The sequence below is a fragment of the Bacillus sp. PS95 genome (genome assembly GCF_037963565.1).
Lineage (GTDB): Bacteria > Bacillota > Bacilli > Bacillales > Bacillaceae > Bacillus > Bacillus subtilis.
In genome coordinates, this window is sequence record NZ_CP150160.1 from 1,082,210 (window position 1) to 1,108,187 (window position 25,978).

General features: G+C 45.3%; 18 protein-coding genes. 9 read left to right on the top strand and 9 right to left on the bottom strand.

What is annotated here, in order from left to right; genetic code table 11:
- Positions 1–109 precede the first annotated feature (109 nt).
- Together NSQ12_RS05650 and NSQ12_RS05655 are read left to right on the top strand one after the other, a co-directional pair.
- The gene (locus NSQ12_RS05650) at positions 110–1,609 is read left to right on the top strand and encodes a monooxygenase (RefSeq protein WP_160221477.1); all 1,500 of its coding nucleotides are present in this window, start codon (positions 110–112) and stop codon (positions 1,607–1,609) included.
- Between the two features lie 76 nt (positions 1,610–1,685).
- Positions 1,686–2,213: a MarR family transcriptional regulator gene (locus NSQ12_RS05655; RefSeq protein ID WP_160221478.1), complete on the top strand. Its 528-nt coding sequence runs from the start codon at positions 1,686–1,688 to the stop codon at positions 2,211–2,213.
- A 156-nt stretch (positions 2,214–2,369) separates the two neighbouring features.
- Here the strand turns inward: NSQ12_RS05655 and glcP are convergent, their stop codons facing one another.
- The 4 genes from glcP to ntdA form a co-directional block, all read right to left on the bottom strand.
- A complete protein-coding gene (gene glcP / locus NSQ12_RS05660; protein WP_041335551.1) occupies positions 2,370–3,575 on the bottom strand; it encodes a glucose/mannose transporter GlcP in 1,206 nt (401 codons plus the stop codon).
- Between the two features lie 71 nt (positions 3,576–3,646).
- Complete coding sequence (ntdC, locus tag NSQ12_RS05665) at positions 3,647–4,699, bottom strand: glucose-6-phosphate 3-dehydrogenase NdtC (protein WP_339176133.1); 1,053 nt, start codon at positions 4,697–4,699, stop codon at positions 3,647–3,649.
- A 13-nt stretch (positions 4,700–4,712) separates the two neighbouring features.
- A complete protein-coding gene (ntdB, locus tag NSQ12_RS05670; protein ID WP_015715633.1) occupies positions 4,713–5,561 on the bottom strand; it encodes a kanosamine-6-phosphate phosphatase in 849 nt (282 codons plus the stop codon).
- Entirely contained in the window at positions 5,533–6,858 is a 1,326-nt protein-coding gene (gene ntdA, locus NSQ12_RS05675; protein ID WP_198878837.1) for a 3-dehydro-glucose-6-phosphate--glutamate transaminase, read from the bottom strand. Before ntdA ends, ntdB begins: the two co-directional genes overlap by 29 nt.
- A gap of 103 nt (positions 6,859–6,961) precedes the next feature.
- Here ntdA and ntdR point away from each other — a divergent pair, with 103 nt between their 5' ends.
- Complete coding sequence (gene ntdR / locus NSQ12_RS05680) at positions 6,962–7,951, top strand: NTD biosynthesis operon transcriptional regulator NtdR (protein WP_003245736.1); 990 nt, start codon at positions 6,962–6,964, stop codon at positions 7,949–7,951.
- 213 nt (positions 7,952–8,164) lie between these two features.
- Here ntdR and NSQ12_RS05685 read toward each other — a convergent pair whose 3' ends face one another.
- Together NSQ12_RS05685 and NSQ12_RS05690 are read right to left on the bottom strand one after the other, a co-directional pair.
- Positions 8,165–9,319, bottom strand: coding sequence for an AbrB family transcriptional regulator (locus NSQ12_RS05685; RefSeq protein WP_003233112.1), 1,155 nt, complete (start codon positions 9,317–9,319; stop codon positions 8,165–8,167).
- A gap of 106 nt (positions 9,320–9,425) precedes the next feature.
- Positions 9,426–10,631: an MFS transporter gene (locus NSQ12_RS05690; protein WP_198878838.1), complete on the bottom strand. Its 1,206-nt coding sequence runs from the start codon at positions 10,629–10,631 to the stop codon at positions 9,426–9,428.
- A gap of 113 nt (positions 10,632–10,744) precedes the next feature.
- On the opposite strand from NSQ12_RS05690, the gene NSQ12_RS05695 reads away from it, so the two are divergent.
- On the top strand, positions 10,745–12,472 hold the full coding sequence (locus tag NSQ12_RS05695) for an SgrR family transcriptional regulator (RefSeq protein WP_339176135.1): 1,728 nt from the start codon (positions 10,745–10,747) through the stop codon (positions 12,470–12,472).
- Positions 12,473–12,501: 29 nt separating this feature from the next.
- Here the strand turns inward: NSQ12_RS05695 and NSQ12_RS05700 are convergent, their stop codons facing one another.
- Together NSQ12_RS05700 and NSQ12_RS05705 are read right to left on the bottom strand one after the other, a co-directional pair.
- Positions 12,502–12,828 carry a four-helix bundle copper-binding protein gene (locus NSQ12_RS05700; protein WP_033880479.1) on the bottom strand — a complete coding sequence of 109 codons (327 nt, stop codon included), beginning with the start codon at positions 12,826–12,828 and terminating at the stop codon, positions 12,502–12,504.
- Positions 12,829–12,945: 117 nt separating this feature from the next.
- Complete coding sequence (locus NSQ12_RS05705) at positions 12,946–13,383, bottom strand: ferritin family protein (RefSeq protein ID WP_029317584.1); 438 nt, start codon at positions 13,381–13,383, stop codon at positions 12,946–12,948.
- Between the two features lie 183 nt (positions 13,384–13,566).
- Between NSQ12_RS05705 and addB the strand changes: the two genes are divergently transcribed.
- The 5 genes from addB (at position 13,567) to hlpB (ending at position 25,704) form a co-directional block, all read left to right on the top strand.
- Positions 13,567–17,067: a helicase-exonuclease AddAB subunit AddB gene (gene addB / locus NSQ12_RS05710; RefSeq protein WP_032721292.1), complete on the top strand. Its 3,501-nt coding sequence runs from the start codon at positions 13,567–13,569 to the stop codon at positions 17,065–17,067.
- Positions 17,054–20,752 carry a helicase-exonuclease AddAB subunit AddA gene (gene addA / locus NSQ12_RS05715; protein ID WP_227057358.1) on the top strand — a complete coding sequence of 1,233 codons (3,699 nt, stop codon included), beginning with the start codon at positions 17,054–17,056 and terminating at the stop codon, positions 20,750–20,752. The genes addB and addA overlap by 14 nt, the downstream gene beginning before the upstream one ends.
- Positions 20,753–20,823: 71 nt before the next feature.
- Positions 20,824–21,999 (top strand): exonuclease subunit SbcD, encoded by a 1,176-nt coding sequence (sbcD, locus tag NSQ12_RS05720; protein WP_160243255.1) that lies wholly within the window; start codon positions 20,824–20,826, stop codon positions 21,997–21,999.
- Positions 21,996–25,388, top strand: coding sequence for an exonuclease subunit SbcC (gene sbcC / locus NSQ12_RS05725; protein ID WP_339176139.1), 3,393 nt, complete (start codon positions 21,996–21,998; stop codon positions 25,386–25,388). Before sbcD ends, sbcC begins: the two co-directional genes overlap by 4 nt.
- 13 nt (positions 25,389–25,401) lie before the next feature.
- Entirely contained in the window at positions 25,402–25,704 is a 303-nt protein-coding gene (gene hlpB, locus NSQ12_RS05730) for an HNH nuclease-like protein HlpB (protein ID WP_213414398.1), read from the top strand.
- A gap of 36 nt (positions 25,705–25,740) precedes the next feature.
- Here the strand turns inward: hlpB and NSQ12_RS05735 are convergent, their stop codons facing one another.
- A complete protein-coding gene (locus NSQ12_RS05735) occupies positions 25,741–25,959 on the bottom strand; it encodes a spore germination protein (protein WP_003233096.1) in 219 nt (72 codons plus the stop codon).
- Between the last annotated feature and the right edge of the window lie 19 nt (positions 25,960–25,978).

Genomic DNA, 25,978 nt, shown 5'->3' on the forward strand with positions numbered 1-25,978 from the left:
GAGCTATAATCAAAATTGTTACCTACGTAACAAAATTTATATATTTTTTGATTGGAGGGCCGTTTTTATTGGTTTTTGTTCGTTTTTCATGAAACAAAAGGAGTGGTGAATGATGATGAAATATGAAGCAGTGATTATAGGAGGAGGACCGGTTGGATTTATGCTGGCTTCTGAGCTTGCGATGGCCGGAGTGGGAACATGTGTGATTGAACGGCTTGAAAAACCTGTTCCGCATTCCAAGGCGTTGACGCTGCATCCCCGAACGCTGGAGCTCCTTGAGATGAGAGGGATTTTAGAGCGGTTTGTATCCAAGGGAAGCAAGATACCTTCCGGACATTTTTCAATGCTGGATACCCGTCTGGATTTTTCAGGCTTGGATACGAGCTGTCCTTACACGCTTTTGCTCCCGCAGTCAAAAACAGAAAAACTGCTTGAAGATCATGCACGAAGCCTGGGAACAGAGGTGTTTCGGGGTGCCGAGGCGCTGGCGGTTACGCAAAACGGGGAAGCGGTCCAAACGATTTTTAAGGATCGGGACGGCAGTGTACGGACGATCACAAGCAAGTTTGCCGTTGGTGCAGATGGCGCCGGGAGTACCGTCCGGAAACAGGCGAAAATTGAGTTTCCGGGAACAGACAGCACTGTCACCGCTGCGCTTGGGGATGTGGCGCTCCTTTCTCCGCCGGCGTCAGGCGTGCTGTCCCTTTGCACAAAAGAGGGCGGTGTTATGATTGTTCCGTTATCTTCAGACCGATATCGTGTCGTTGTGATCAGCCCTTATCGCACGCAAACGCCGAAAGATGTGCCTGTGACTGAGGAAGAGCTGAAAGCTGACCTCCTGCGAATTTGCGGAACTGACTTTGGTTTAAGCGACCCTTCGTGGATGTCGCGGTTCGGGAACGCCGCGCGCCAAGCGAAACGGTATCGGGACGGCAGAATCTTTCTTGCGGGTGATGCCGCGCATATTCATTTTCCAGCGGGCGGGCAAGGACTGAATGTTGGCCTTCAGGATGCAATGAACCTCGGGTGGAAACTGGCGACGGCCATCAAAGGCTCTGCGCCTTCATGGCTTTTGGACAGCTACCATGACGAGCGGCATCCGGCAGCTGAAGGGCTCCTGAGAAACACGGAGGCACAGACAAAGCTGATCGATTTCACTCAAGCAGGCCTCCATTTGCGAAGCATGATGTCGGAGCTGCTGGCCTTCCCTGATGTCAATCGATATGTAGCGGGGCAAATTTCTGCGCTCGATGTCAGATATGAAGCTGATCGTACCATGCCGCCGAATCGTTTGAACGGGGCACGGCTCCCTGACATGAAGCTGATTCTTTCCGACGGCAGTTCGGAATGGCTGTACAGCTTTCTCCAAAACGGGTCATTCGTTTTGCTGTCATTGAGGCAGGAAGCTGATGAGCATATCGAAGTGAAAGGCTTACGTACGGTAACCGCCTCGCTTGCAGAACCGAATGAAAAGTTGCGGGATGTGCATACCATATTGGTTCGTCCCGATGGACATGTAGCCTGGGCGGTGGATGCATCAGCGCCCGATTGTGCCGAGGTGATTCAAAAAGGGATCAGCCGCTGGTTTTCCGTCACCAGCCGAATATAATTCAATTCGATTGTTTCATCTGTAACAAAACGGTATGATAGAAGAAACAATCGAATGAAAAAGGATGGAAAACCCGATGAACACAGATCATACAAAACGCAATCTTTTTGAATTGTATGCGGAGCTCATTCATCAGCAGGAGAAATGGGAGGGGCTTATTAAAGCCTTTTTATCTGACGAATTGAGGAAGCTGGATGTAGAGCACGGGAGTAAATCTCAATTGACGATGACAGAAATTCATGTTCTATCTTGTGTCGGGGACAATGAACCAATTAATGTCACGTCGATAGCAGAAAAAATGAATACGACAAAAGCGACTGTATCACGCATCAGCACAAAATTGCTCGGCGCAGGCTTCCTTCGCAGAACACAGCTCAGCGATAATAAAAAGGAGGTCTACTTCCGATTGACGCCTGCTGGAAAAAAGCTGCACAGTTTGCACAAATATTATCATCAGAAGGCTGAACAGCGTTTTTTGTCATTTTTTGACCGCTATACCGAGGAAGAGATTCTTTTTGCGGAACGGCTGTTTCGGGATCTGGTGACAAAATGGTATCCGTCGTCAGAAGAAATTGAAGGGGGTCTCCCGAGCATTTTTAAATAAAAAACACGCACTGCGGTGCGTGTTTTTCGCTTTTTTCTATCTTTTTCAAGGCTGTAACGTAAATCAGATTTCCTCTTGAAGAATGAAATTCAAGATGTTCAGGAATTTGCCCTGCTTATACGATATGTCTATTAGTATCTTTAATTTACACATTTTCTACTGTGTTTTTGATGCTTTGTTTTCAAGTGAAATAGGGTCTTCTGTTTTAGTTCTCCTAATCTTTACAGAAATACCTACTAGAATGACCGCCATAGTTGTAAATATTCCCATGGTTAATAAGATCGTATCCTGGTTTAAACTCCATCCAATTAAGAAAGAGATGATCGCTCCTCCGAAACTTGCCGAGGCAATAAATAAACTTGTAACTTCGTCAACGTACTTCTGAATAATGATTGATGCTAGTGTTAAAGCAATGGGAAATATCCCCGCTATACTTAGGCCAATCAAAAATGTACCACCCAATTGAAGTATTGGGTTACTTATATAAGAGAAAGCAATCAACAAAACAATTAAACAACTACAGCTAAAAAGAAGGTATTTGGAAAAATCAAGCCTTCTACTTACGAAACCAATCAATATTCTTCCTATGATGATCCCTACCCAGAAAAAGGAGACACTTATAAGACTAATTTGTTCATTGTCTTGGTTTATCATGATTGAAGGTAAAAAGTTGGCAAAATTTGTTTCGATTCCAGCATATAGGAAAGCAAAAAATACAAAAAAGCCTAATTGCTTTGATTTTTTTCTATCTCCTATAAAGTATTGAAATGCTCCTCCATCTGGAAAGGTCACTTGTTGGTTGGCATTCTTAGCGTACTTTCGGTTCTTGGACAAGAAAATTAACCACCCTACAAATAGGACGAATAAAAAGGTGAATATACAGTAATACGGTAAAAACCAGTTATTGATATCTATGAAAGAATTAATTAATAATGGGAAAGATAAAGCGCCTAATCCAAAGAGAACTTCCAGCTTACTCATTTTTTCTGCATTACTTTCGAAATTAGCAATAACAAACGAACCAACTGTCGTTTCTAATGTGCCTGCCCCATATCCTAAGAGAAAAGCCATTACAATAATATAATACCAATCCTTGGTTAGAAAAAAGATACTTAACGCTGCAAGCATTATTGTCAAAGCTAAAGTAAGTGTCCTAAAATGACTGTATTTCTTAATCATTAAAGGTGCGATTAATACTCCGCTTAGAAATCCGGTAAACTGAAAAAAGATTATGACCGAAATATCATCTGTTGTCTTGTTAAAAGCCTCTAATAGAAATGGCGTCAAACTCCCTGTTGATATATGGATAATACCTACTGTAAAAAAGAAAGCATATCCAAATAAATATGTCCCTCTTAACATTCATTACACCCCTATATGAAAAAGCAGGAAAGTAAATTCCTGCTTTTTTAGTAACTTCTCTCTTTGAAATACTAGTTGACTGCTGAAACAGACATGGGTTGAGAGTTGCTGTCTTTCTCAAAGAACATTTCTAACACTTCCTGAGATCTAAAACCATCACTAAAAGAAGGGATCTCAACCCAATCATTCTGAGTTGATGCAATCCAATTGATTAACTCGCTTCTAAAAGAATCAGCCCATCCATAAAACTCGTTTGGCGGATCGTTTAATAGGCTTTGCGGTACTGGGCAGTCTACCACGTTCAAGCCATCTATGAGCTTGTAAACGTGAGGATTACCTGTGTGGTATTTAAACTCTTTTTTGTGTCCAACTACCTCAATGCTAAAACCACAGTCTTCAGGTACAGAACACTTTGATGTGATGATATTTACAAATACCTTGTTCTTCAGCTGGCCATAAATTTCTGCATAGTCATCTACAAGTACCTGTTTATCCTCTTTTGTTTTTACATTTGTGTTCATCTTTGCCCTTACTGATTCTGTGATGAAATCACTCTCGAACAAATACCATACCATGTCAATAAGGTGAATACCCAGATCCCCCAATGATCCACTCGTCTTCTTACTGTTAGCGTCATCTCTCCAAGTAAACTTCTTACGTCTAAGTGCACTATTTTTCTTGAAGTGTACTTTTATGGACAGTATGTTACCTAGTTCATTATTGATAATTAAGCTTTTTAAGATAATTACGTAAGATAAATATCTATAATTAAATCCCATACTGGCTCTTACGCTCAACCTTTCAGCGGTATCTTTCATTATGCTTGCTTCTTCAAGAGAAATAGCCATAGGCTTTTCACACAATACATGCTTATGTTTTCCTAATGCTTGCAAAGCATGTTCTTTATGGCAAAAGTTTGGTGATGCTACAATTAAACCTTCTGAGGCATCAATTAGTTCATCTGCGTTTTCAAATGACTTCCCGCCGAAAGTTTTCACAAAGCTTTCCGCATTTTGTTGATTTATGTCATATACCCCTACTAACTCTGCATTTTTTATTGTAGATAAAGCAGTTGCATGCGCTCTTGCAATACCACCTGCACCTATGATTCCTATCTTCTTCATTTTTATTTCCTCCTCATGATCCAATTAATTTTTTTAAGGTATTAGTAATTCCTTTTGAGTACTCACTATCAGTTATAAGGTTGTGCAAGTTTTTGGCTTCCTGTGTTGCATTTTTTAGCAGATATCCATTCCCTACTGTCTGTAACATACGAACATCATTTCCACTATCCCCAAATGCGATAGCTCTTTCGGTATTTAGGTTGTATTTCTCTAACATAAACGTTACAATTTCATTCTTTCCTGTCCCTGTGGGGATAAAATCTACATCATAGCTGTCTTCTGGATCGCCTGCTAAGGGATTACACCGATTTATATTTACTGAAACGCCGTATTCCTCGCAGATTTTTTCAATTGCTAATAGGTTTTTCTTGTCGTTTATTTCATCTTGTTCCTGATAGTAGAAGTTATGCTTATACCGTGACTTTCCTAATTGAGTTTGAGGATTCAAAAGAATGTTATGATTTTCATGTAGCTGTTTCACAAGTTTTTCAACCTTTTCTTTACTAAACCCTTCATTTATGCGACTGTTCCACTTATTATCTTGCTGTCCGAAGTTATGCTCAGAAAAGTACGTAATTTCAGTTCCAAGATCACTAGCTATAAAATGCGGAAAATATCTAAATTTTCCTCGTCCCATTTTATCGAGAATAGATTCTATACTGCTTCCAGTAACCCATCCGATTATTAGCTCCCCATCTTTACTTTTTTGTTCTAGATAGTCTTCGAGTTCATAGATGTCTTGTTGTTTTTGTTCGTCGATTGTATGCGGAAAATACGTTTCATCAAAATCACAAAAAACAATATACTGAGGATGTTCAACCGTGGATAACGTTTTATACTCCGATTTCTTGCTTAATAACATGAAACAGTCCCTCCATTACTCTGTCTTGTTCTTCTAAAGTAAATGACGGATATAAAGGCAAATGCAGTACCTGACTATGAGCCTTTTCCGTATGAACCAATTGGAGTCCTGCATACTTGTCCTGTACTAAAGGAGTTTTTTGCATATGAGACAGTATTGGATAATATACATCTGTTTGAACACCAAAATCTTCATTTAATTTAGTCATGATATCTGCTCTATCTTCTGTTCTCACCTTAATAGGAAACAGATGCCATACATGATCTTCACTTAATTCTGGTAATTCAATAAAGCCTTTATTCTGCAATTCTGCTAATTGGGTAATGTATCTATCCGCCAAGAACAGTCTTTTGAAGTTGTTTAATGAAAGGTACTTCATTCTCTCTAAACCAATTGCTGCCTGTAAATTGTCCATTTTTGAATTAAATCCAAAATTGATGACTTTCTTATTTTTCACATTTACTTCAAAACCATGATAACTAAATTGAATGCATTTTTTAGCGAGTTCTTCATTATCAGTTGCTATTGCCCCAGCCTTGCCACATACACCAAAATTCTTATAGGGATTAAAACTTAATGTAGTGATGTCTGCATACTTTCCTAAGTCTGTCAGTCCAATACCTTGGCAGGCATCTTCAATTACTTTCAATTTATGACGATTTGCGATTTGACGGATATGCTGCATGTCTGAATGTTTTCCGTATAAATGCACAGGTAGAATAAACTTTGTATAAGGAGTTATTGCTTCTTCAATTTTGTCAGGATCGATGCAGAATGTTTGTGGGTTAATATCTACATAGATAGGAACGCCTCCCAAAGCTAACACAGCATTTTCAGTAGCTGAAAAGCTATTAGCCGGCATGATAACTTCATCCCCTGGGTTTAACCCTAAAGCCAATAAACCTATCATAATAGCATCGGTTCCACTGCTGGTTGCAATTACATACCTTTTATGTAAATATGTAGATAAAACTTTTTCGAATTGCTCTAAATAGGGGCCACTCGTAAATTTTCCAGTTGGCAAAACTTCAGTTAATGTATTTAAGATATCTTCCACTTCATCATTGGTTATTAATCTGTCTACAGGCAAAAAAGGGACTTTACTGATTTCACGATTTTTTTGATAGTTGAAAAGATCATGTTCAATATCTATCTTTTCCTTTAATACTTGTTTCCACCGCTCGTTTACAATACTGTCTTCAATAACAAGTTCTTTTCCTTGTACGTCACCTTTTAAGTGTTTTAATAGTGACATGTTTTCTTTGCTTTTACCTGAAATCTTAACCTGTTTTTGCATGAACAGTACCTCCAATGATTTTATAATCTAAAAATTTATTACAAATTTATCCTAATTTCTGAAATCGGTAACATGTCAACAACTTTTTTAAGGAAGGGAAAATATGCCTACAATTGATGAAATAGCAAAATTATGCAATGTGTCTAAAACCACAGTGTCAAGAGTATTGAATAATCATCCGTATGTGTCGAAAGAAAAAAGAGATATGATCTTAAAGGCAATTAACGAACTTGACTACACTCCCAATTATTTAGCTCGGAATTTTAGGAGAAATAAGACACAAACGATAGCTTTATCGGTTCCGAGTATCGACCATCCATTTTTTGCTCAATTAATAAAAGGGGTCTCTCATGAAGCACTGTTTAAGAATTACAAGGTAATTGTATTTCAGACCTTTTATGACAAACAGACGGAGCTAGAATTATTAGAGTTATTGAAACATAAAGAAGTGGATGGCATTATTCTTGGAACTTTAGAAAATGAATGGGATCAGATATCCCCTTTCTTAAAGTATGGTCCTATCTTATTATGTAATGAATATCATCACTCAGCGGACATCACGATAATTGGGTATGATGAATTTGAAGCCGCATACATGGGGGTAGTACATTTAATTGAAAGAGGGCATAAAAAAATTGGGTTTTGTTTTGATACTCCATATAGCGAAGCTCAATGTCAGAGGAAAGAGGGTTACTTGAAAGCTTTACAAGATTACAATTTACATCATAGAAGCGAATGGATATTCGGCGAAATGTTTAATATCGAGGATGGCTTTCGTGTTTTTCATAAGATAAAGGATCTAAAGGACAGACCCTCAGCAATATTTACAGGAAATGATCAAGTCGCCGCAGGGATTATTAAACAGGCGATGAAAAATGGCTTTAAAGTTCCAGAAGACTTAGCTGTAATTGGTTTTGACAACCAATTGATTTGCCAAGTCGTTACTCCGACCATAACAACAATTGATATCCCCGTAATAGAATTAGGCCAACAGGCTGTGTTGAAAATCATCGAGTCCATTTCGGGTAATGCCTCTTTAAACAGAAGAATTATTAAACTGCCAACAAAGCTTATTATAAGAGAATCAACGTAACGATAGATTTCCCTTTATCATTTTATATCTTTATATAAGAAAAAGAGGTTATTCATTTTAACCTCTTTTTCAATCGTAAGTCGTCAATTATTTCTTTCATTTCACCCTCTGGCAGCACTCACTTCAAACCTGATCCATTAACAACGAAATATCCGCTTATATTTCCCCATCTCGATGGTTTGCGAATTAAAAGTTCTTGAACCTTTTTTTCAACTAGGCACTACTGCCGCTGATTGAGCTCTTTTTGTCTTTTTTTTCACCATGAAGATGGTGAAGCAGACGATAAAACGGCGGCAGCAGGGCAATAACCAGAATGACGCGAATGACCTGAACCGCAACGACAAAGGTGGAATCAGCGTGTAAGGTAACTGACGTCGTCGCCATCTCTGCAATCCCGCCGGGCGCAAATGCCAGAACAGAAGTGATGAGCGAAATTCCTGTCAGCTCGGAAACGATCACGGCGCTCAAAAACATTGCTGCGATTAAACCGACGGACGAGACAAACCCGACGATGATAATACGGGTGACGCCGGCAAACATGCTTTTGTACATCTTAGAGCCGATCGTTGCCCCGAGAAATACTTGTGATACATGGTTAGCTTGTGACGGCCACCATGCCGTCATGTCGTGCCCTGTCACCGCAGCTCCGCCAACATGTACAATTGCTACACCGAGCATGCTGCCGAGCAGCCATGGAGCTGGAAATTTTAAAAATTTCGCAGCTTTGCAAGCTCCCCAGGCAGCGAGAATAAGAATGACGGTCCACAAAACGGGAGCGAGCCTAAAATCTGTCGTTGCAGAAGAAATCGTCTCTGCTGCGGCACTTGCGGTACGATCTTGTTTTGTATAGATCAGAATGACTAAAAACGGAATGGAAAGCACCACGAGCAGCACACGCATCATTTGAACGAGGCTGACTATAGCGGTATTGGCGCCTACTTCCTGTGCGATGCTCGGCATGGCTGAAAGCCCGCCGGGAGCGGTGCCGACAAAGCTAGTCATCATATCCGTTTTGCTGAAACGCCAAAGCACATATCCTGACAGCATGGCCAGCAGGATAGACAATATCAGCATAACGCCGACTGAAAACCAATGGTCTTTGAGAACAGAGAGAACGGATAAATTCAGCTTTTGGCCCAATTCGATGCCGAGGATCATCTGCCCGAGGGCGAGCCATCGTCGGTTAATTCCTTTTTGGTCTGGTGCCATCATCAGCCATGCCGGCCGTATCATGGCGAGGCAGCAGGCGACAATCAGTGTTCCGATCATCCATCCAATTGATATTCCGGTTAATGAAAGAATAAACCCCCCGGCTGCACTGATTGCGATAAACCATAGATCTTTGAGGAGATTTTCGTCTTTCTTCAATGTAAAACCCTTCTTCCTTTTTCACGTAACACTCCAATTGTTCACGTAGTGAATGTATTTATTACTATAGTATATTTTTGTTGATAAAGAAATTATGAATTATTTTCTATAAGCGATTCACTTTTCTTATGACCTTGTGTTTGAGCTTTTCTATTGTGTAAGTCAGAGATAAACCCGCTGTCAGCAGACACACGGCAAGAGCGTAAAAAATCACTTCTCCGCCAAATGATGTCAGGATCAGCCCGCCTGCCAGCGGTCCGATTGAGCGGGATATATCCCAATGCAGACCATAGACAGCATAAAACCGGCCCAGCAAATGAGGCGGCGCCAATTTTGATATGAAGGTCTGGATGTGGGTTAGCCCGATGCTTTCGCCAACCGTCATCACCGCTGCCGTCACTAAAAGCATTGTCAGGGAGGTTGAGCATGCAAAACCGGCAGCCGCAAGGGTGTAGCAAATATAAGTAATGAAGAGGATCGTTTTCATTGAAAGCTTTTCGGTCCCTTTGACAAGAGGTACTTGGAGAACACAGCTGAATAAAGCTTTTGCTGCTGAATAGATGGTCAGCATGGACAGATAATCAGAAAACATGTTTTTGCTGAACAGCCTGTATGTTGTTTCTGATTGTGCATATAACATGCTGATGGGGAGAGAGAGCAGCAAAAGAAGCAGGACAGGCCTGTATATTGTAAAGCTCGCGGACATTTTCGGGGTAACAGCTGGGTATAGCGGCTTTGTCTCAGGCAGTTTCAGTGCAGCGATCAGAAAGTAGATAAACAATGCTGCAGCATCTAATGCGAATATCCACACGGGGTTATGATTGTACAGCAGCATCCCCACTAGCGGTCCTGCCGTCAGACCCGTCGAATAGATCGCATTGATGACCGCAAACACTTCCGAACGTCTGCTTTCCGGCGTGCTTTCAGCGATTTGGGCGCGGGAAGCGGGAATGTACAACGATCTTCCGATGCCATTCATGACATAGAGAATAGCGAAAACATACGCATGCTCAGCAAATACAAACCCTGTCATTGCCGCTGATTGAAGAAGCAATGCGGTCAAAATCGCTGTGCGCCGCCCAAGCCGGTCCGTCACCCGTCCTGCAGCGAGCGTCAGGAAAATATCAGCAAATGGCTGAAGGCTGATGATCAGCATTGGCATCATGATACTGCCGTTTAATTGTTCATGCAGATACAGCACCATAAAAGGTCCCATCATTGCACCTGTCAGGCTTGTCAGCAATTCGCCGAAAAAGCGGAGCCGAACGGGAGCGGTATATCTCGATTTTATAGAGTGAAAACTGGTCAACATGTGATCGCCGCCTTTCGCTGTTTGATATAGTAGTAGTGTATAGAAGGGGCGGCGGCCCAAAAAGTGAAGAAAAGAAGAGATAAAAGTTCCCCTTTTGTCGGGAGGTGCGGGGATTGAAGCTGATAGAGCACTACGTGGCGCTTGTAAAAACAGGCTGCGCCGAGTATGGGCAAATGAACGAAATGACGCTCACTGAGATTGCCGACTGTTTATTTTGTACAGAAAGAAATGCAAAGCTCATTTTACATAAGCTGGAGAACAGCAATTGGATTATCCGGGAAAGCGGGGCGGGGCGCGGCCGCAAATCTAAAATCGCGTTTCTTCGGAGGCCTGAGGAACTGCTTCTTCAAACTGCAAAGGAATATACCATGTCAGGAAAGCTTAAAAAGGCAAAGGAGCTGCTTCAGCAGTATCAGTCCGCGTTTCCGGGGCTTCAAAACGAATATAACATGTGGCTTTCAGAGGTATTTGGATTTGTGACGGAGACAGGCGAGAATGGGGCGAAGGATGTTCTGCGGCTGTTCATCACGCCCGAATCTGTCAGCAGTTTGGATCCATGCCAAATATTTTTGCGGTCTGAGGGCCATTTCGTCAAACAGATATTTGATACACTCTTCACGTTTGATTCGGATATGCAGGAGCCAAAGCCTCATTTGGTTCATGGATGGGAAGAGGTCGAAAAAAAACAATGGAGATTTTTTCTTCGAAAAGGTGTGTCATTTCATAATGGACAGCAGCTGACATCGCGGGACGTTGCGTTTACGTTTCAGCGCTTTTTGGAACTGGGTGACAACCCGTATAAATGGCTTCTGCACGGAGTGAAACAAGTCTTAGAAAAGGGCCCTTATTGTGTGGAACTCATACTCGATAAGCCGAATGCGCTTTTGCCGTATGCTCTTTGTGATGAACGGCTGTCCATACTGCCGGCAGAACAGGGCGGCGGGAAAAATGGAACAGGGCCTTTTCAGGTGAATCAGCAACACAGCGGGATGCTTGTGCTTGAAGCCAATGAGCGCTACTTCAAGGGACGCCCCTATTTGGATCGCGTTGAGTTTGTTTTTTCTGAGCAAGCCGGAGAGATGAACGGTTTTACCATTCAAGAAAAACAAACATGCCCTGAGCAGCAAACTGTTTTTGATGAGCGGCATGTTCAGTATTTGTCGCTTAATCTAAAAAAGAAGGGGCCTCTTCAGCACCGAAGCTTTAGAAAAGCGCTCCGGCTGCTGATTTCCTCTGAACGGCTCGTTCGTGAAGCGGGAGGGCACCGAAGAATCCCGGTTACGTCCTTTTTGCAACCGAGTTCTTTTGAGTGGGAGGGCGTTTCACCATCTGAATTGTTGAAGAAAAGCGGATACGAGGGCGAAACAATCGTGCTTTATACCTTTTCGGAAACGGATCATCGTGAGGACGCCGAATGGATTCAAAATATTTGCGCCCAGCACGGTATCAGGCTTACACTTCAATTCTGTGATGCTGCTGATCTGCGACGGCCGGAAATCGTGCAGATGGCGGATATCATTCATGACAGTGCGACGTTTTATCAAGACAGCGAGTTTGGTTTTCTGCATTTGCTGCTGTCGGAGAACAGTTTCTTGTATCAGCATCTATCTGAAAAGCTGACACAGATATGCTCAGGAATGACAGAGCAGATGTTTTCCATGCCTGACCGTTGTTCGAGAATCAACATCCTGCGTGACATTGACCGGCAGATGATACAGGAGCTGAATGCGATCCCGCTGTATCAAAATGTGCTCCAGGTGACATCAAGTAAAAATGTAAAAGGCCTGGTGCTTGATGAAGAGGGATGGGTTGATTTGTACTCCGTATGGCTGTCCAAATAAAAAGAGGGTTCTTTTTTGAACCCTCTTTTTTACGCTGCCATGCTGCGACATTGTTCAGCACAGGTGAAGCAGGCTTTCGCACATGCTTGGCAATGATCATGATCGTGCTTTCCGCATTCAGTGCCGCATGCTTCACAAATATCGGCGCAAAGTGCACAAATTTCTTTCATAAACGGGCTGTCCGTTTGCATGGCTTTGACCGCCAGCGCGCAAATATCCGCGCATTCCCTGTCAAGCCGGATGCAGCCGCTGAGATGATGCTGCACGCTTTCTTGCAAGCATTTAGTGAAACAATGATTGCAAGCCTTCATGCAATCGATGCAAGCCTCAATACAAGCTTCAGAATATTGCTCCATGGTTGATTCCCCCTGTATGACAGTATATGGTTTTATGTTTCCCGGCTGCATTTGAAAAAAACAGGGGAGTGTGTTTTTAGCTAAGGGGATATGTACATATACCCTGAACGGGTATATCTAACGTTCCATCAGATAGTATAGGAACCAGACAGCGTGATTTTGTTCATCACGTGCTGCGCGCGTAAAGACGCCTTTCGCTTTTAAGTTTGACGTTTCCTCGGCCGCACGCAAGTAAAAGTCGACGGTTTCTTGTTCATCTTTAAAAGCGGCGTCCAGTCCTCTTGTGAAATTGTCCGGGCATTCTTCCGTTTGTTTCGGCATGATGTGTTTGCCGGTAATTGAACCATACAGTGTGGAAAATTCACGGAGGTGGCGAATCTCGTCACGCCTGATTTCTTCAATCTGTTTTCTGACTTCATCGCTGTGGGCGAGTTCGGCGAGCTTGCGGTAGCATTGAATGGCACTGAATTCTCCGTTGATGGCCTTCTGCAAATTCCGAATCAAACCAGGATCTTCCCTGTATGGCACCGGATAGGGATAGTAGCTGTAATGCAAGGGGATTCAACTCCATTCTTAGGAATTGGGCTTCTGTAAAAGTATATGTTGGGCAGGGAGAGATGTGCGGAGGTAATCAGCTTTTTATATGTGAAAAGGCCGTTTTTACCAATAGATCAGATTGGTCATTTTGGTCAACATTCGATAAAATATATAGAGATAAAAAGAGAGGGGTATTCTAATTTGGGAGCAGAGTTTTTAGTAGGCAGGTCCGGGAGTGGAAAAACGAAGCTGATCATCAACAGCATTCAGGATGAATTGCGCCGGGCTCCATTCGGGAAGCCGATCATTTTTCTAGTCCCGGATCAAATGACGTTTTTAATGGAATACGAGCTTGCTAAAACGCCAGATATGGGCGGGATGATACGCGCTCAAGTGTTCAGTTTTTCACGATTGGCCTGGCGCGTCCTCCAGCATACGGGAGGAATGAGCAGGCCGTTTCTGACGAGCACCGGCGTACAAATGCTCCTGCGGAAGCTCATTGAGGAGCATAAACAGGAGTTCAAAGTCTATCAAAAAGCGAGTGACAAAAGCGGGTTTACCGCACAGGTTGAGCGGATGCTGACAGAGTTTAAGCGCTATTGTCTGGAACCGGAGGATATCCGCCGGATGGCGGAAAGCGGAACGGCTTCCGAGTATCGTGGAGAACGTGTTTTATCTGAAAAGCTCCATGACTTATCAATTCTGTATCAGCAAATGGAAAAAAGCCTCGCAGATCAATATCTTCACTCTGAGGATTATTTGACATTGCTGGCAGAGCATATCCCGCTTGCGGAAGATATAAAAGGCGCCCATATCTATGTGGATGGCTTTTATCAGTTTACACCGCAGGAATTCAGGGTGTTGGAGCAGCTTATGGTTCATGCGGAGCATATCACGTTTTCGCTCACAGCGGACAAGCCGTCATATGAGCGGGAGCCGCATGAACTGGAATTGTTCAGAATGACGGGGAAAACCTATTACCGCCTGCATCAGAAGGCGAAGGAACTGAATTTGGACATTACGTATAAAGAGCTGAGCGGGACTGAGCGGCATACAAAGACGCCGGAATTGGCGCATCTAGAGGCACAGTATGAAGCGCGTCCGGCCGTTCCATACGCAGAAAAACAAGAAGCCCTTACTGTGATGCAGGCCGCAAACAGACGAGCTGAGCTGGAAGGCATTGCCCGGGAAATTCACGCCCTAGTCAGAGAGAAGGGATATCGCTATAAGGATGTAGCCATTCTTGCGCGCCAGCCGGAAGACTACAAGGATATGGTGAAGGAAGTTTTCGCAGATTACGAGATTCCTTATTTCATTGACGGAAAAGCATCCATGCTGAACCATCCGTTAATTGAATTTATCCGGTCAAGCCTTGATGTTCTGAAAGGGAATTGGCGTTATGAAGCGGTGTTTCGCTGCGTGAAAACCGAACTGCTATTCCCGCTCAATGAACCGAAGGCCAAAGTGAGAGAACAGGTCGATCAGCTCGAAAATTACTGTATCGCCTATGGTATTAAAGGCGACCGCTGGACAAAGGGCGATCGGTTCCAATACAGGCGTTTTGTGTCATTGGATGATGATTTTGCGCAGACTGATCAGGAAATCGAAATGGAAAACATGTTGAATGACACCCGCGATTGGATTGTTCCGCCGCTTTTTCAGCTTCAAAAACGCATGAAAAAAGCGAAGACGGTTCAAGAGAAGGCGGAGGCGCTCTATCGTTATTTAGAAGAGACGGATGTGCCGCTGAAGCTGGATCAGGAAAGGCAGCGTGCTGAGGAAGACGGCAGAATCATTGAAGCGCAGCAGCATCAGCAGGCGTGGGACGCAGTCATTCAGCTGCTTGAGGAGTTTGTTGAAATGATGGGAGATGATGAGATTTCTCTTGATTTGTTTCAGCAAATGATAGAAACCGGCGCGGAGTCGCTTACATTTTCTCTAATTCCGCCTGCGCTTGACCAGGTGTTTGTCGGCAATATGGATTTGTCCAGAATGTATGGCACCTCCTGCACCTTTGTGCTCGGGGCAAACGACGGCGTTCTGCCGGCACGCCCTGATGAAAACGGGGTCCTGTCGGATGATGACCGGGAATGGCTGAAAACGATTGGGGTTGAGCTATCCTCAGGCGGACGGGAGCGTTTGCTTGATGAGCATTTCCTCATCTACATGGCGTTTTCAAGTCCGTCTGACCGGCTTTACGTATCGTATCCGATTGCTGATGCGGAAGGAAAAACGCTTTTGCCGTCGATGATCGTTAAGCGGCTGGAAGAACTGTTTCCGCATCATAAGGAGCGCCTGTTAACAAATGAACCTGAACAGGTCAGCGATGAGGAACAGCTGATGTATGTTGTGAATAAAAGCGTGGCACAGTCCTTTACCGCGAGCCAGCTCAGGTTATGGACTCGGGAATACGACATCAGCGACGTCTGGTGGAGCACGTACAACGTGCTGATGAGTGAGCCGGACAGGCTGCAATCGAAAAAGCTGTTCTCAAGCCTGTTTTTCCGGAATGAAGTGAAGCAGCTTGAACGCAGCGTGTCGAGACAGCTCTATGGTGAACGCATTCAGGGCAGTGTATCGAGAATGGAAACCTTTAACGCATGCCCGTTTTCCCATTTTGCGTCACACGGGCTGCATTTGAAGGAACGGCAATTCTTCAAGCTTGAAGCACCGGATATCGGCCAGCTGTTTCATTCCAGCTTAAAGCTGATTTCTGACAGGCTGCGTGAGCAAAAGCTGGATTGGCGCGATTTAACGAAGGAGCAGTGCGAGCTGTTTTCCTATGATGCGGTAGAGCGGCTGGCACCGAAACTGCAAAAGGAAATTCTGCTCAGCTCAAACCGGCATTATTATGTGAAGGAAAAACTGCAAAAAATTGTGACACGTGTGTCCGGCATTTTAAGCGAGCATGCGAAAGCGAGCGGATTCGTACCGATCGGGCTTGAACTGGGCTTTGGAGGAAAAGGGCCGCTTCCGCCGCTGACCTTTCAACTGAAAAACGGCTGTACGATGGAACTCGTCGGGCGAATTGACCGTGTTGATAAGGCTGAAAGCTCAAAAGGCCTGCTCCTCAGGATTGTCGATTATAAATCAAGCGACAAAGGCCTTGACTTAGCGGAAGTATATTACGGATTGGCACTGCAAATGCTGACGTACCTTGATTTATCGATCACACATTCAGCTGACTGGCTCGGGATGAGGGCGACGCCTGCCGGAGTGCTGTATTTCCATATTCATGACCCGATGATTCAATCTAATCTCCCGCTTGGGCTTGACGAGATTGAACAGGAGATTTTTAAGAAATTTAAAATGAAGGGCTTGCTCCTCGGTGATCAGGAAGTGGTTCGCCTCATGGATACAACCCTTCAAGAGGGACGTTCAAATATCATAAACGCCGGCTTGAAAAAAGACGGATCTCTTAGATCAGACTCGGCAGCAGTCGGTGAAAAGGAATTTGATCTTTTGACAAAGCATGTGCGCCGCACCTTCCAGGAAGCGGGCGAACAAATCACCGACGGGCGCGTATCCATTGAGCCGTACAAAATGAAGAACAAGACGCCGTGCACATACTGTGCGTTCAAATCAGTATGCCAATTTGATGAATCACTGGAAGAAAACGAGTATCGCCCATTAAAGGCTGAAAAGGACAAGACAATACTTGAGTGGATAAAAAAGGAGGCGGATGGCAATGAACATTCCTAAACCGGCAGACAGCACATGGACAGATGACCAATGGAATGCCATTGTTTCAACCGGCCAGGATATTCTTGTGGCAGCGGCTGCGGGCTCTGGTAAAACCGCTGTGCTCGTTGAACGAATGATTCGGAAAATCACCGCGGAGGAAAACCCAATAGATGTAGACCGTCTTCTCGTTGTGACATTTACAAACGCCTCAGCGGCAGAGATGAAGCACCGAATCGCGGAAGCCTTGGAAAAAGAGCTTGTACAGCGCCCCGGCTCGCTGCATATTAGACGCCAGCTGTCTCTTTTAAACCGGGCCAGCATTTCGACGCTCCATTCCTTTTGCCTGCAAGTGCTGAAGAAATATTACTACTTGATCGATCTTGATCCGGGCTTTCGGATAGCTGATCAGACGGAAGGCGAGCTGCTCGGGGATGAAGTGCTTGACGAGCTGTTTGAAGACGAATATGCAAAGGGCGAAAAGGCGTTTTTTGAGCTTGTTGACCGCTATACGACAGACCGGCATGATCTGGATCTGCAATTTCTCGTTAAACAGGTGTACGAGTATTCCCGATCACATCCCAACCCGGAGGCGTGGCTGGAAAGCTTTGTTCATTTGTATGATGTATCAGAAAAGAGCGCCATCGAGGAGCTTCCGTTTTATCAATATGTCAAAGAAGATATTGCAATGGTGCTTAACGGGGCGAAGGAAAAGCTCTTGCGCGCGCTCGAGCTGACGAAAGCGCCGGGCGGCCCGGCGCCGCGTGCTGACAATTTTCTTGATGATCTTGCGCAGATTGATGAACTGATTCAGCATCAGGACGATTTCAGTGAACTATATAAGCGGGTGCCCGTCGTCTCTTTTAAGCGTGCCAAAGCAGTAAAAGGGGATGAGTTCGATCCAGCGCTCCTTGATGAGGCGACAGATTTGAGAAACGGCGCAAAAAAACTGCTTGAAAAGCTCAAAACCGACTACTTCACGCGAAGTCCTGAACAGCACTTGAAAAGCCTAGCCGAGATGAAGCCTGTCATTGAAACGCTCGTACAGCTTGTCATCAGCTATGGAAAACGATTCGAAGCTGCGAAACAGGAGAAATCAATCATCGATTTTTCTGATTTGGAGCATTACTGTTTAGCGATTTTGACAGCTGAGAATGACAAAGGTGAATGTGAGCCGAGCGAGGCTGCAAGGTTTTATCAGGAACAGTTTCATGAGGTGCTCGTTGACGAATATCAGGATACCAACCTCGTGCAGGAATCGATTCTGCAGCTCGTCACAAGCGGGCCGGAGGAGACTGGTAACCTGTTTATGGTAGGAGATGTCAAACAGTCGATTTATCGATTCAGGCTTGCGGAGCCGCTTCTTTTCCTCTCTAAATACAAACGGTTTACAGAGAGCGGAGAAGGCACGGGGCGGAAAATCGATTTAAATAAAAATTTCCGAAGCCGGGCTGATATTTTAGACAGCACAAACTTTTTATTTAAACAGCTGATGGGCGGCAAAATCGGTGAGGTCGATTATGACGAGCAGGCTGAGCTGAAGCTTGGTGCAGCGTATCCGGACAATGACGAGACGGAAACAGAGCTGCTGCTGATCGACAATGCAGAAGATACGGATGCAAGCGAGGAAGCAGAAGAGCTTGAAACGGTGCAGTTTGAGGCAAAAGCCATCGCTAAGGAAATTCGTAAGCTGATTTCATCGCCGTTTAAGGTGTATGACGGAAAAAAGAAAACACATCGCAATATTCAATACCGAGATATCGTGATTTTGCTCCGTTCGATGCCGTGGGCTCCGCAAATCATGGAGGAGCTGAGAGCACAGGGCATACCGGTTTACGCCAATTTAACGTCAGGCTATTTCGAAGCGGTCGAAGTCGCCGTCGCGCTTTCTGTGCTGAAGGTAATCGATAATCCGTATCAGGATATACCGCTTGCCTCTGTGCTGCGCTCACCGATTGTCGGAGCAGATGAAAACGAGCTGTCTTTGATCCGGCTTGAAAATAAAAAAGCGCCGTACTATGAGGCGATGAAAGACTACCTGGCTGCTGGTGACCGGAACGATGAGCTTTATCAAAAGTTAAATACGTTTTACGGACATCTGCAAAAGTGGCGCGCGTTTTCGAAAAATCACTCAGTATCTGAGCTGATTTGGGAAGTGTACCGCGACACCAAATATATGGATTATGTCGGCGGCATGCCGGGCGGAAAACAGCGCCAGGCCAATTTGCGCGTTCTTTATGACAGGGCGCGTCAATATGAATCAACGGCATTTCGCGGCTTGTTCCGCTTCCTGCGGTTTATCGAACGCATGCAGGAGCGGGGCGATGATCTTGGTACGGCGAGAGCACTCAGCGAGCAGGAGGATGTTGTCCGCTTAATGACGATCCACAGCAGCAAAGGGCTCGAATTTCCAGTCGTGTTTGCAGCAGGTCTTGGCCGGAATTTCAACATGATGGATTTAAATAAATCGTACCTGCTGGATAAGGAGCTCGGATTTGGCACGAAGTATATTCATCCGCAATTACGCATCAGCTATCCGACACTTCCGCTCATTGCGATGAAGAAAAAAATGCGCAGGGAGCTGCTGTCAGAGGAATTGCGTGTTCTCTATGTTGCATTAACGAGAGCGAAGGAAAAGCTGTTTCTGATTGGCTCATGTAAGGATCATCAGAAACAGCTTGCAAAATGGCAGGCATCCGCGTCCCAAACTGATTGGCTTCTGCCAGAATTTGACCGCTATCAGGCGAAAACGTATCTAGATTTCATCGGGCCGGCTCTTGCCAGGCACAGAGACTTGGGGGATTTGGCTGGTGTGCCAGCACACGCTGACATCTCAGGTCACCCGGCTCGTTTTGCCGTTCAAATGATCCATTCCTATGATTTGCTTGATGATGATCTGGATGAAAGAATGGAAGAAAAAAGCGAGCGCCTAGAAGCGATCCGCCGAGGTGAACCAGTTCCCGGCTCGTTTGCGTTTGATGAAAAAGCCCGCGAGCAGCTGAGCTGGACATACCCGCATCACGAGGTGACGCAAATTCGGACAAAGCAATCGGTTTCTGAGATCAAAAGAAAAAGAGAGTACGAGGATGAATACAGCGGCAGGGCCCCTGTAAAACCGGCTGATGGAAGCATTCTGTACAGACGTCCCGCTTTTATGATGAAAAAAGGCCTGACAGCGGCAGAGAAAGGGACTGCCATGCATACGGTTATGCAGCATATCCCGCTGTCACATGTGCCGTCGATAGAAGAAGCTGAGCAGACGGTTCACAGGCTTTATGAAAAAGAGCTTCTCACTGAAGAACAAAAAGACGCTATTGATATAGAAGAAATCGTGCAATTTTTCCATACAGAAATCGGCGGACAGCTGATCGGTGCTAAGTGGAAGGACCGGGAAATACCATTCAGCTTAGCGCTTCCGGCCAAGGAGATCTATCCTGATGCACAGGAGGCAGATGAGCCGCTTTTAGTGCAGGGTATCATTGACTGTCTCTATGAAACTGAGGACGGATTATATCTATTGGATTATAAGTCGGACCGGATTGAGGGCAAATTCCAGCATGGATTTGAAGGAGCGGCCCCGATCTTGAAGAAACGATATGAAACGCAAATTCAGCTGTACACGAAGGCAGTGGAGCAAATTGCAAAAACAAAGGTAAAGGGATGTGCGCTTTATTTCTTTGACGGAGGGCACATTCTAACATTATAGCGAGATCCATAAGCTCCGGAATTTCAGGCGGAGCGGGTCTCGTTTTCTATATAAAAGAGAGGTGAAAGCATTTGCGGATTTTACATACGGCTGACTGGCATCTTGGAAAAACGCTTGAAGGAAGAAGCAGGCTGAGTGAACAGGCCGATGTGCTGGATGAACTGAATACGATTGTAAAGGATGAGCAGATCGATGCCATTGTAATGGCGGGGGATGCATTTGACACCGTAAACCCGCCAGCTTTAGCCGAGCAGCTGTTTTATGAAAGCCTGTCTGCGCTTAGCGACAGAGGAAAGCGCCCGATCGTAGTCATTGCCGGAAACCACGATAATCCTGACCGTTTGTCCGCCGCTTCACCGCTGACACATGAAAACGGCATTCATTTAATCGGTTATCCGACAACAGAGCCGATTCATGTTGAAGTGCCTTCAGCAGGAGAGCTTTTGGCGGTTGGAGCGCTGGCGTACCCATCTGAAGCGCGGTTAAATGAAGTGCTATCCGATACGTTTGATGAAAAGCTGCTCCGTGATCACTATGATGTGAAAATCAGGCAGGCGTTTGAGCATATGACAAGCCGGTTCCGGACCGATGCAGTGAAGATTGCCGCCAGCCATATTTATGTGGCAGGCGGAAACCAAACCGATTCAGAGCGGCCGATTGAAGTCGGCGGTGCATACACGGTGGCTGCTGAAAGCCTGCCGGCAGATGCCGCTTACGTTGCGCTCGGCCATTTGCATCGCCCGCAAACGATCAAGCGGGCGAGGACGCTTGCGCGTTATTCAGGATCTCCGCTCGCCTACAGCTTTTCTGAAGCGGGCTACGCTAAATCAGTGACGATTGTGGACGCAAAGCCTGGGGAAGAGGCCACTTGGCAAGAGGTGTTATTATCAAGCGGCAAGCCACTTGTGAAGTGGAAAGCGGCAAATGGATTGAGTGAGGTGTACAGCTGGCTGGATGAAGGCAGAGATCAGAATGCTTGGATTGACCTGGAAATCCGTGTCGCGGACCAGCTGTCACTTGAAGAGATTCACAGGCTGCGGAAGGCGCACCCGGGCTTTATCCATATCAGGCCGGTTTTTGAAGAACAGAACAAAGATCGGGAACGGATCGAGGTTAAACATGTCTCAATCGAGGACCGCTTTAAGAAATTTTATGAAAAACAAACTGGCGGTGCGGTGCCGGATGAAGAAATGGTGAAGCTGTTTTTAGAGCTTGCATCAGGCGTTGAAGAGGAGGATGCGAAATGAAGCCGATCGCCTTAAGCATTAAGGGGCTCCACAGCTTTAGAGAGGAGCAGACGATAGATTTTGAAGGCCTTTCCGGTGCCGGTGTTTTCGGCATTTTCGGCCCGACAGGAAGCGGTAAATCCTCTATTCTCGACGCAATGACGCTTGCTTTATACGGAAAGGTGGAACGGGCGGCGAATAATACGCACGGTATCTTAAACCAGGCGGAAGATACGCTGTCTGTTTCCTTTACCTTTGCGCTTCAGACGAATCACCAAATCTCATACAAAGTCGAGCGTGTGTTTAAGAGAACGGATGAAATGAAGGTAAAAACGGCACTTTGCCGCTTCATCGAAATCAAGGACGAGCATACGGTGCTGGCTGATAAAGCCAGCGAAGTGAATAAAAGAGTTGAGGAGCTCTTGGGGCTGACGATCGACGATTTTACGAGAGCGGTGGTGCTGCCCCAAGGGAAATTTGCTGAATTTCTGTCTTTAAAAGGGGCAGAGCGCAGGCATATGCTTCAGCGTTTATTTAATTTGGAGCAATATGGAGACAGGCTTGTGAAAAAGCTGAGACGGCAGGCGCAGGAAGCCAATGCGAGAAAAAATGAAATGCTTGCTGAACAGTCCGGTCTCGGTGAGGCGAGCTCAGAGGCAGTGGAGCAGGCTGAAAAGGCTCTCGAACAAGCTGAAGCCCGGCTGGAAGCGATGAGGAAGAACCGTGATCAGGCGAAGGAGCGGTTTACAGAGCATCAGGAGATATGGAATGTCCAAAAGGAAAAATCCGCTTATGAAGAAGAGGAAAAACGTCTCGCAGAAGAACAGCCGCATATAGACAGCATGCAAAAACGCCTGCTGGAAGCAGAAACAGCAGCAGCCCTTAAGCCCTATGCGGACCGGTACGCAGAAGCGATCCAGCATGAGGAGCAAGCTGAAAAGGAACAAACGCTAGCCCAAAAGGATTTAGCAGACCGGACAGCTTTCTTTCAGCAAAAACACGAAGAGTATGAAGCGTGGCGCCAGCATAAAAGTGAGAAAGAGCCTGAGCTTTTAGCCAAACAGGAACAGCTTTCACGCTTGCAGGAAATCGAAATCAAACTGAGTGAGGCCAAGCAAGAGGAAGAGCGCAAAAAGGCTGACCTCCGGCAGAAAGAAGAGGCTCTTCAATCTGTCATGAATGAATTGGAGACCGTAACAGACCGCCTGACACGAGGGCAAAACAGACAGACAGAATTGAAACAGCAGCTCAAATCCCTGCAGGTGACATCCAATGAGCGAAAAAGCTGCCATCAGGCTGCAGAAATGGCATTGCGCATCAGACAAACCGAGGAGCAAATCAAAAAAGAGAAAAAACGAAGTGAAGAATTGAACCTCGTGCTGCAGAAGATGAATGAAGAGAAGAATACACTCGTTCAAAAGACGGAAGCGGAAGAAAACAACATCATTCAGGCATATGAGGCTGTACAAACTGTGTACCATTTGGTGTGCGAAACGGAACGCTCATTAACACATATGACGGAAGAGGCTAGAAAGAGTCAACACACGCTTCACTTACAGCGTGAAAAAGCAAGGGTGGCACTGCTGACAAAAGAGTTAGCCCAAAAGCTGACTGCCGGAAAGCCTTGCCCTGTATGCGGTTCAACCGATCATGATCCATCTGCCTCAGTACATGAAACGTATGAAGCCGACAGCCATCTTGAAGAGGACATCAAACGGACAGATGTGTTATTGACGGAAGCTGCAGCTCTCAGCCAGGAGATTCTTTCAGCCAAAATTACGCTTGAAGAACAGTCCGCGCGCTTTATTGAACAGTGTCCGTTTTTGCAGACAATTCAAACACAGAACCTTGAAGCGGCAGCTTCCTTCGAACATCAGCCGGTGTATGAAGCATTTGAAACTGCCAAATTCGAATGGAAACGAATCAAGCAGGACATTCTTTCTGTTAAGACACGAATGGCACAAATGATTGGCGCCTATCAGGAGTCTTTAAAAAAGGCCGAGCAGCTTAATGAAAAAATCGGTTTTGAAAAAAGAGAAGCTGACCGTATTGAAAGCATCATCAGCGAGCTTCAATCCTCAATGGACAGCAGTCTGAACATGTTTAAAGAAGCATTTCAGAATCAATCTGTGGACGAAGCAGAAAAATGGCAGCAAGCCATTGAAGAAAAGGACCGGGCTGCAGAAGAATGTGAAAAACGAATTGAGAAGAGTATCGCGTTTCTTGCTGAGCATGAAGCACAAAAGGAAAAACTGCGGGAATCTGGACACCGGCTTGAACGGGAAAAGCTGGAGCTTCACTATGCGGCTGAACGCATCAAGAGCGTGATAGCTGATTATGAGCACGAACTCGGAGATTATGCAAAAGGAGATTCGATTCAAATCAAACTCCGCTCTGTCCAGCAGGATCTAAAGCTGTTAAAGGAAAAAGAACAATCTTTATATGAAGAACTGCAAAGCGCCCAAATGAAGCTCAACCAAGCGAAAAGCCGCGCTTCTGCAAGCGAGCTCACTCTTCAAGAGGCGAAGGGCAGATTGGAAAAAGCAAAAGCTGCTTGGCTTGAGAATACAAAAAACACCTCCATTACCCGGACTGAGGAGGTTGAACAAAGTCTCATCCCAGCTGATGAACTTGAAAAGATGAAAACCGGCATAGACCAGTTTATGGATAAACTGAAGCAAAATGCTGCAAACTTAAAACGAGTAGCAGAGATACTTGCCGGCAGAGCATTATCAGAGAGCGAATGGAACGAAACCGTTGCAGCATTACAAGAAGCTGAGGACGCATTTGGCGCTGCTATAGAGGAAAAAGGCGCGGCAGCAAAAGCACTGGCTGTCATTCGCGACCATCATAAACGGTTTAATGAAATTGAAGCTGAACTGAAAAAATGGCAGACGCATATCGACAGGCTGGACAAGCTGCAAGCTGTGTTTAAAGGCAATACCTTCGTCGAATTTTTAGCTGAGGAGCAGCTTGAAAGCGTTGCGAGGGACGCCTCAGCAAGACTCAGTATGCTGACAAGACAGCGCTATGCTATCGAAGTAGATTCAGAAGGCGGCTTCGTGATGCGGGATGACGCGAATGGAGGCGTACGACGCCCGGTTTCCAGTTTGTCTGGAGGAGAGACCTTCCTCACCTCGCTTTCACTTGCTCTTGCGCTGTCTGCGCAGATTCAGCTTCGGGGGGAATACCCGCTGCAGTTCTTTTTCTTAGATGAAGGCTTCGGCACACTGGATCAAGATCTGCTTGATACGGTTGTAACGGCCTTGGAAAAACTTCAGTCAGACAATCTGGCTGTCGGTGTCATCAGCCATGTGCAGGAACTGCGTGCACGGCTTCCGAAAAAGCTGATCGTTCATTCGGCTGAACCGAGCGGCCGCGGTACGCGGGTATCACTTGAGTTGATGTAAGGGAGGAGCGGATATGGCAAAGCAGACTGCCGGAATATGTGAGCTGTGCGGCCGGAGCAATGTCCAGCTGACAGAGCATCATCTCACACCGAAAGAGGAAGGCGGAACGTTTTTGCCGACAGCGATGCTCTGTATTCCTTGCCATAAACAGATTCATGCCTTATATACCAATCAAGAGCTCGCCGTACGTTTAAACGGAATGGCTGGACTCAGAAGCGATCCAGAGCTTGCCCGGTTTGTCAAATGGATCAGAAAACAGCCGCCTGAGAAGCTGATCAAAACAAAGAAATCAAATGAACGAAAAAAGAAAAAATGACTAAAAAGCAGCCCTCTCTTTGCAGAGCGGCTGCTTTTATCCGTTTCCAACCATATCCTGATCGTTGACATCGGGGTCTATATAATTTGTCGCGTTGACTGCATTATTTAATAGAAGGAAATCTCCCGTGTTTCCTGCTCCCGAACCGAGCGCAGATTTTGAAGAGCTTTTCGGAGAAAGGTAAAAGGAATCACCAAAGTTTACGACTCCGCCCGATATGGAATTGATAGCTATAGGCCCGACAATTGCTGGCATAAACGACACCCTTTATCGA

Coding starts and splice junctions, on each gene's coding strand:
- NSQ12_RS05650 (WP_160221477.1), top strand. CDS start 110: ATGATGATGAAATATGAAGCAGTGATTATAGGAGGAGGACCGGTTGGA.
- NSQ12_RS05655 (WP_160221478.1), top strand. CDS start 1,686: ATGAACACAGATCATACAAAACGCAATCTTTTTGAATTGTATGCGGAG.
- glcP (WP_041335551.1), bottom strand. CDS start 3,575: ATGTTAAGAGGGACATATTTATTTGGATATGCTTTCTTTTTTACAGTA.
- ntdC (WP_339176133.1), bottom strand. CDS start 4,699: ATGAAGAAGATAGGAATCATAGGTGCAGGTGGTATTGCAAGAGCGCAT.
- ntdB (WP_015715633.1), bottom strand. CDS start 5,561: ATGTTATTAAGCAAGAAATCGGAGTATAAAACGTTATCCACGGTTGAA.
- ntdA (WP_198878837.1), bottom strand. CDS start 6,858: ATGCAAAAACAGGTTAAGATTTCAGGTAAAAGCAAAGAAAACATGTCA.
- ntdR (WP_003245736.1), top strand. CDS start 6,962: ATGCCTACAATTGATGAAATAGCAAAATTATGCAATGTGTCTAAAACC.
- NSQ12_RS05690 (WP_198878838.1), bottom strand. CDS start 10,631: ATGTTGACCAGTTTTCACTCTATAAAATCGAGATATACCGCTCCCGTT.
- NSQ12_RS05700 (WP_033880479.1), bottom strand. CDS start 12,828: ATGGAGCAATATTCTGAAGCTTGTATTGAGGCTTGCATCGATTGCATG.
- addA (WP_227057358.1), top strand. CDS start 17,054: ATGAACATTCCTAAACCGGCAGACAGCACATGGACAGATGACCAATGG.
- sbcC (WP_339176139.1), top strand. CDS start 21,996: ATGAAGCCGATCGCCTTAAGCATTAAGGGGCTCCACAGCTTTAGAGAG.
- hlpB (WP_213414398.1), top strand. CDS start 25,402: ATGGCAAAGCAGACTGCCGGAATATGTGAGCTGTGCGGCCGGAGCAAT.
- NSQ12_RS05735 (WP_003233096.1), bottom strand. CDS start 25,959: ATGCCAGCAATTGTCGGGCCTATAGCTATCAATTCCATATCGGGCGGA.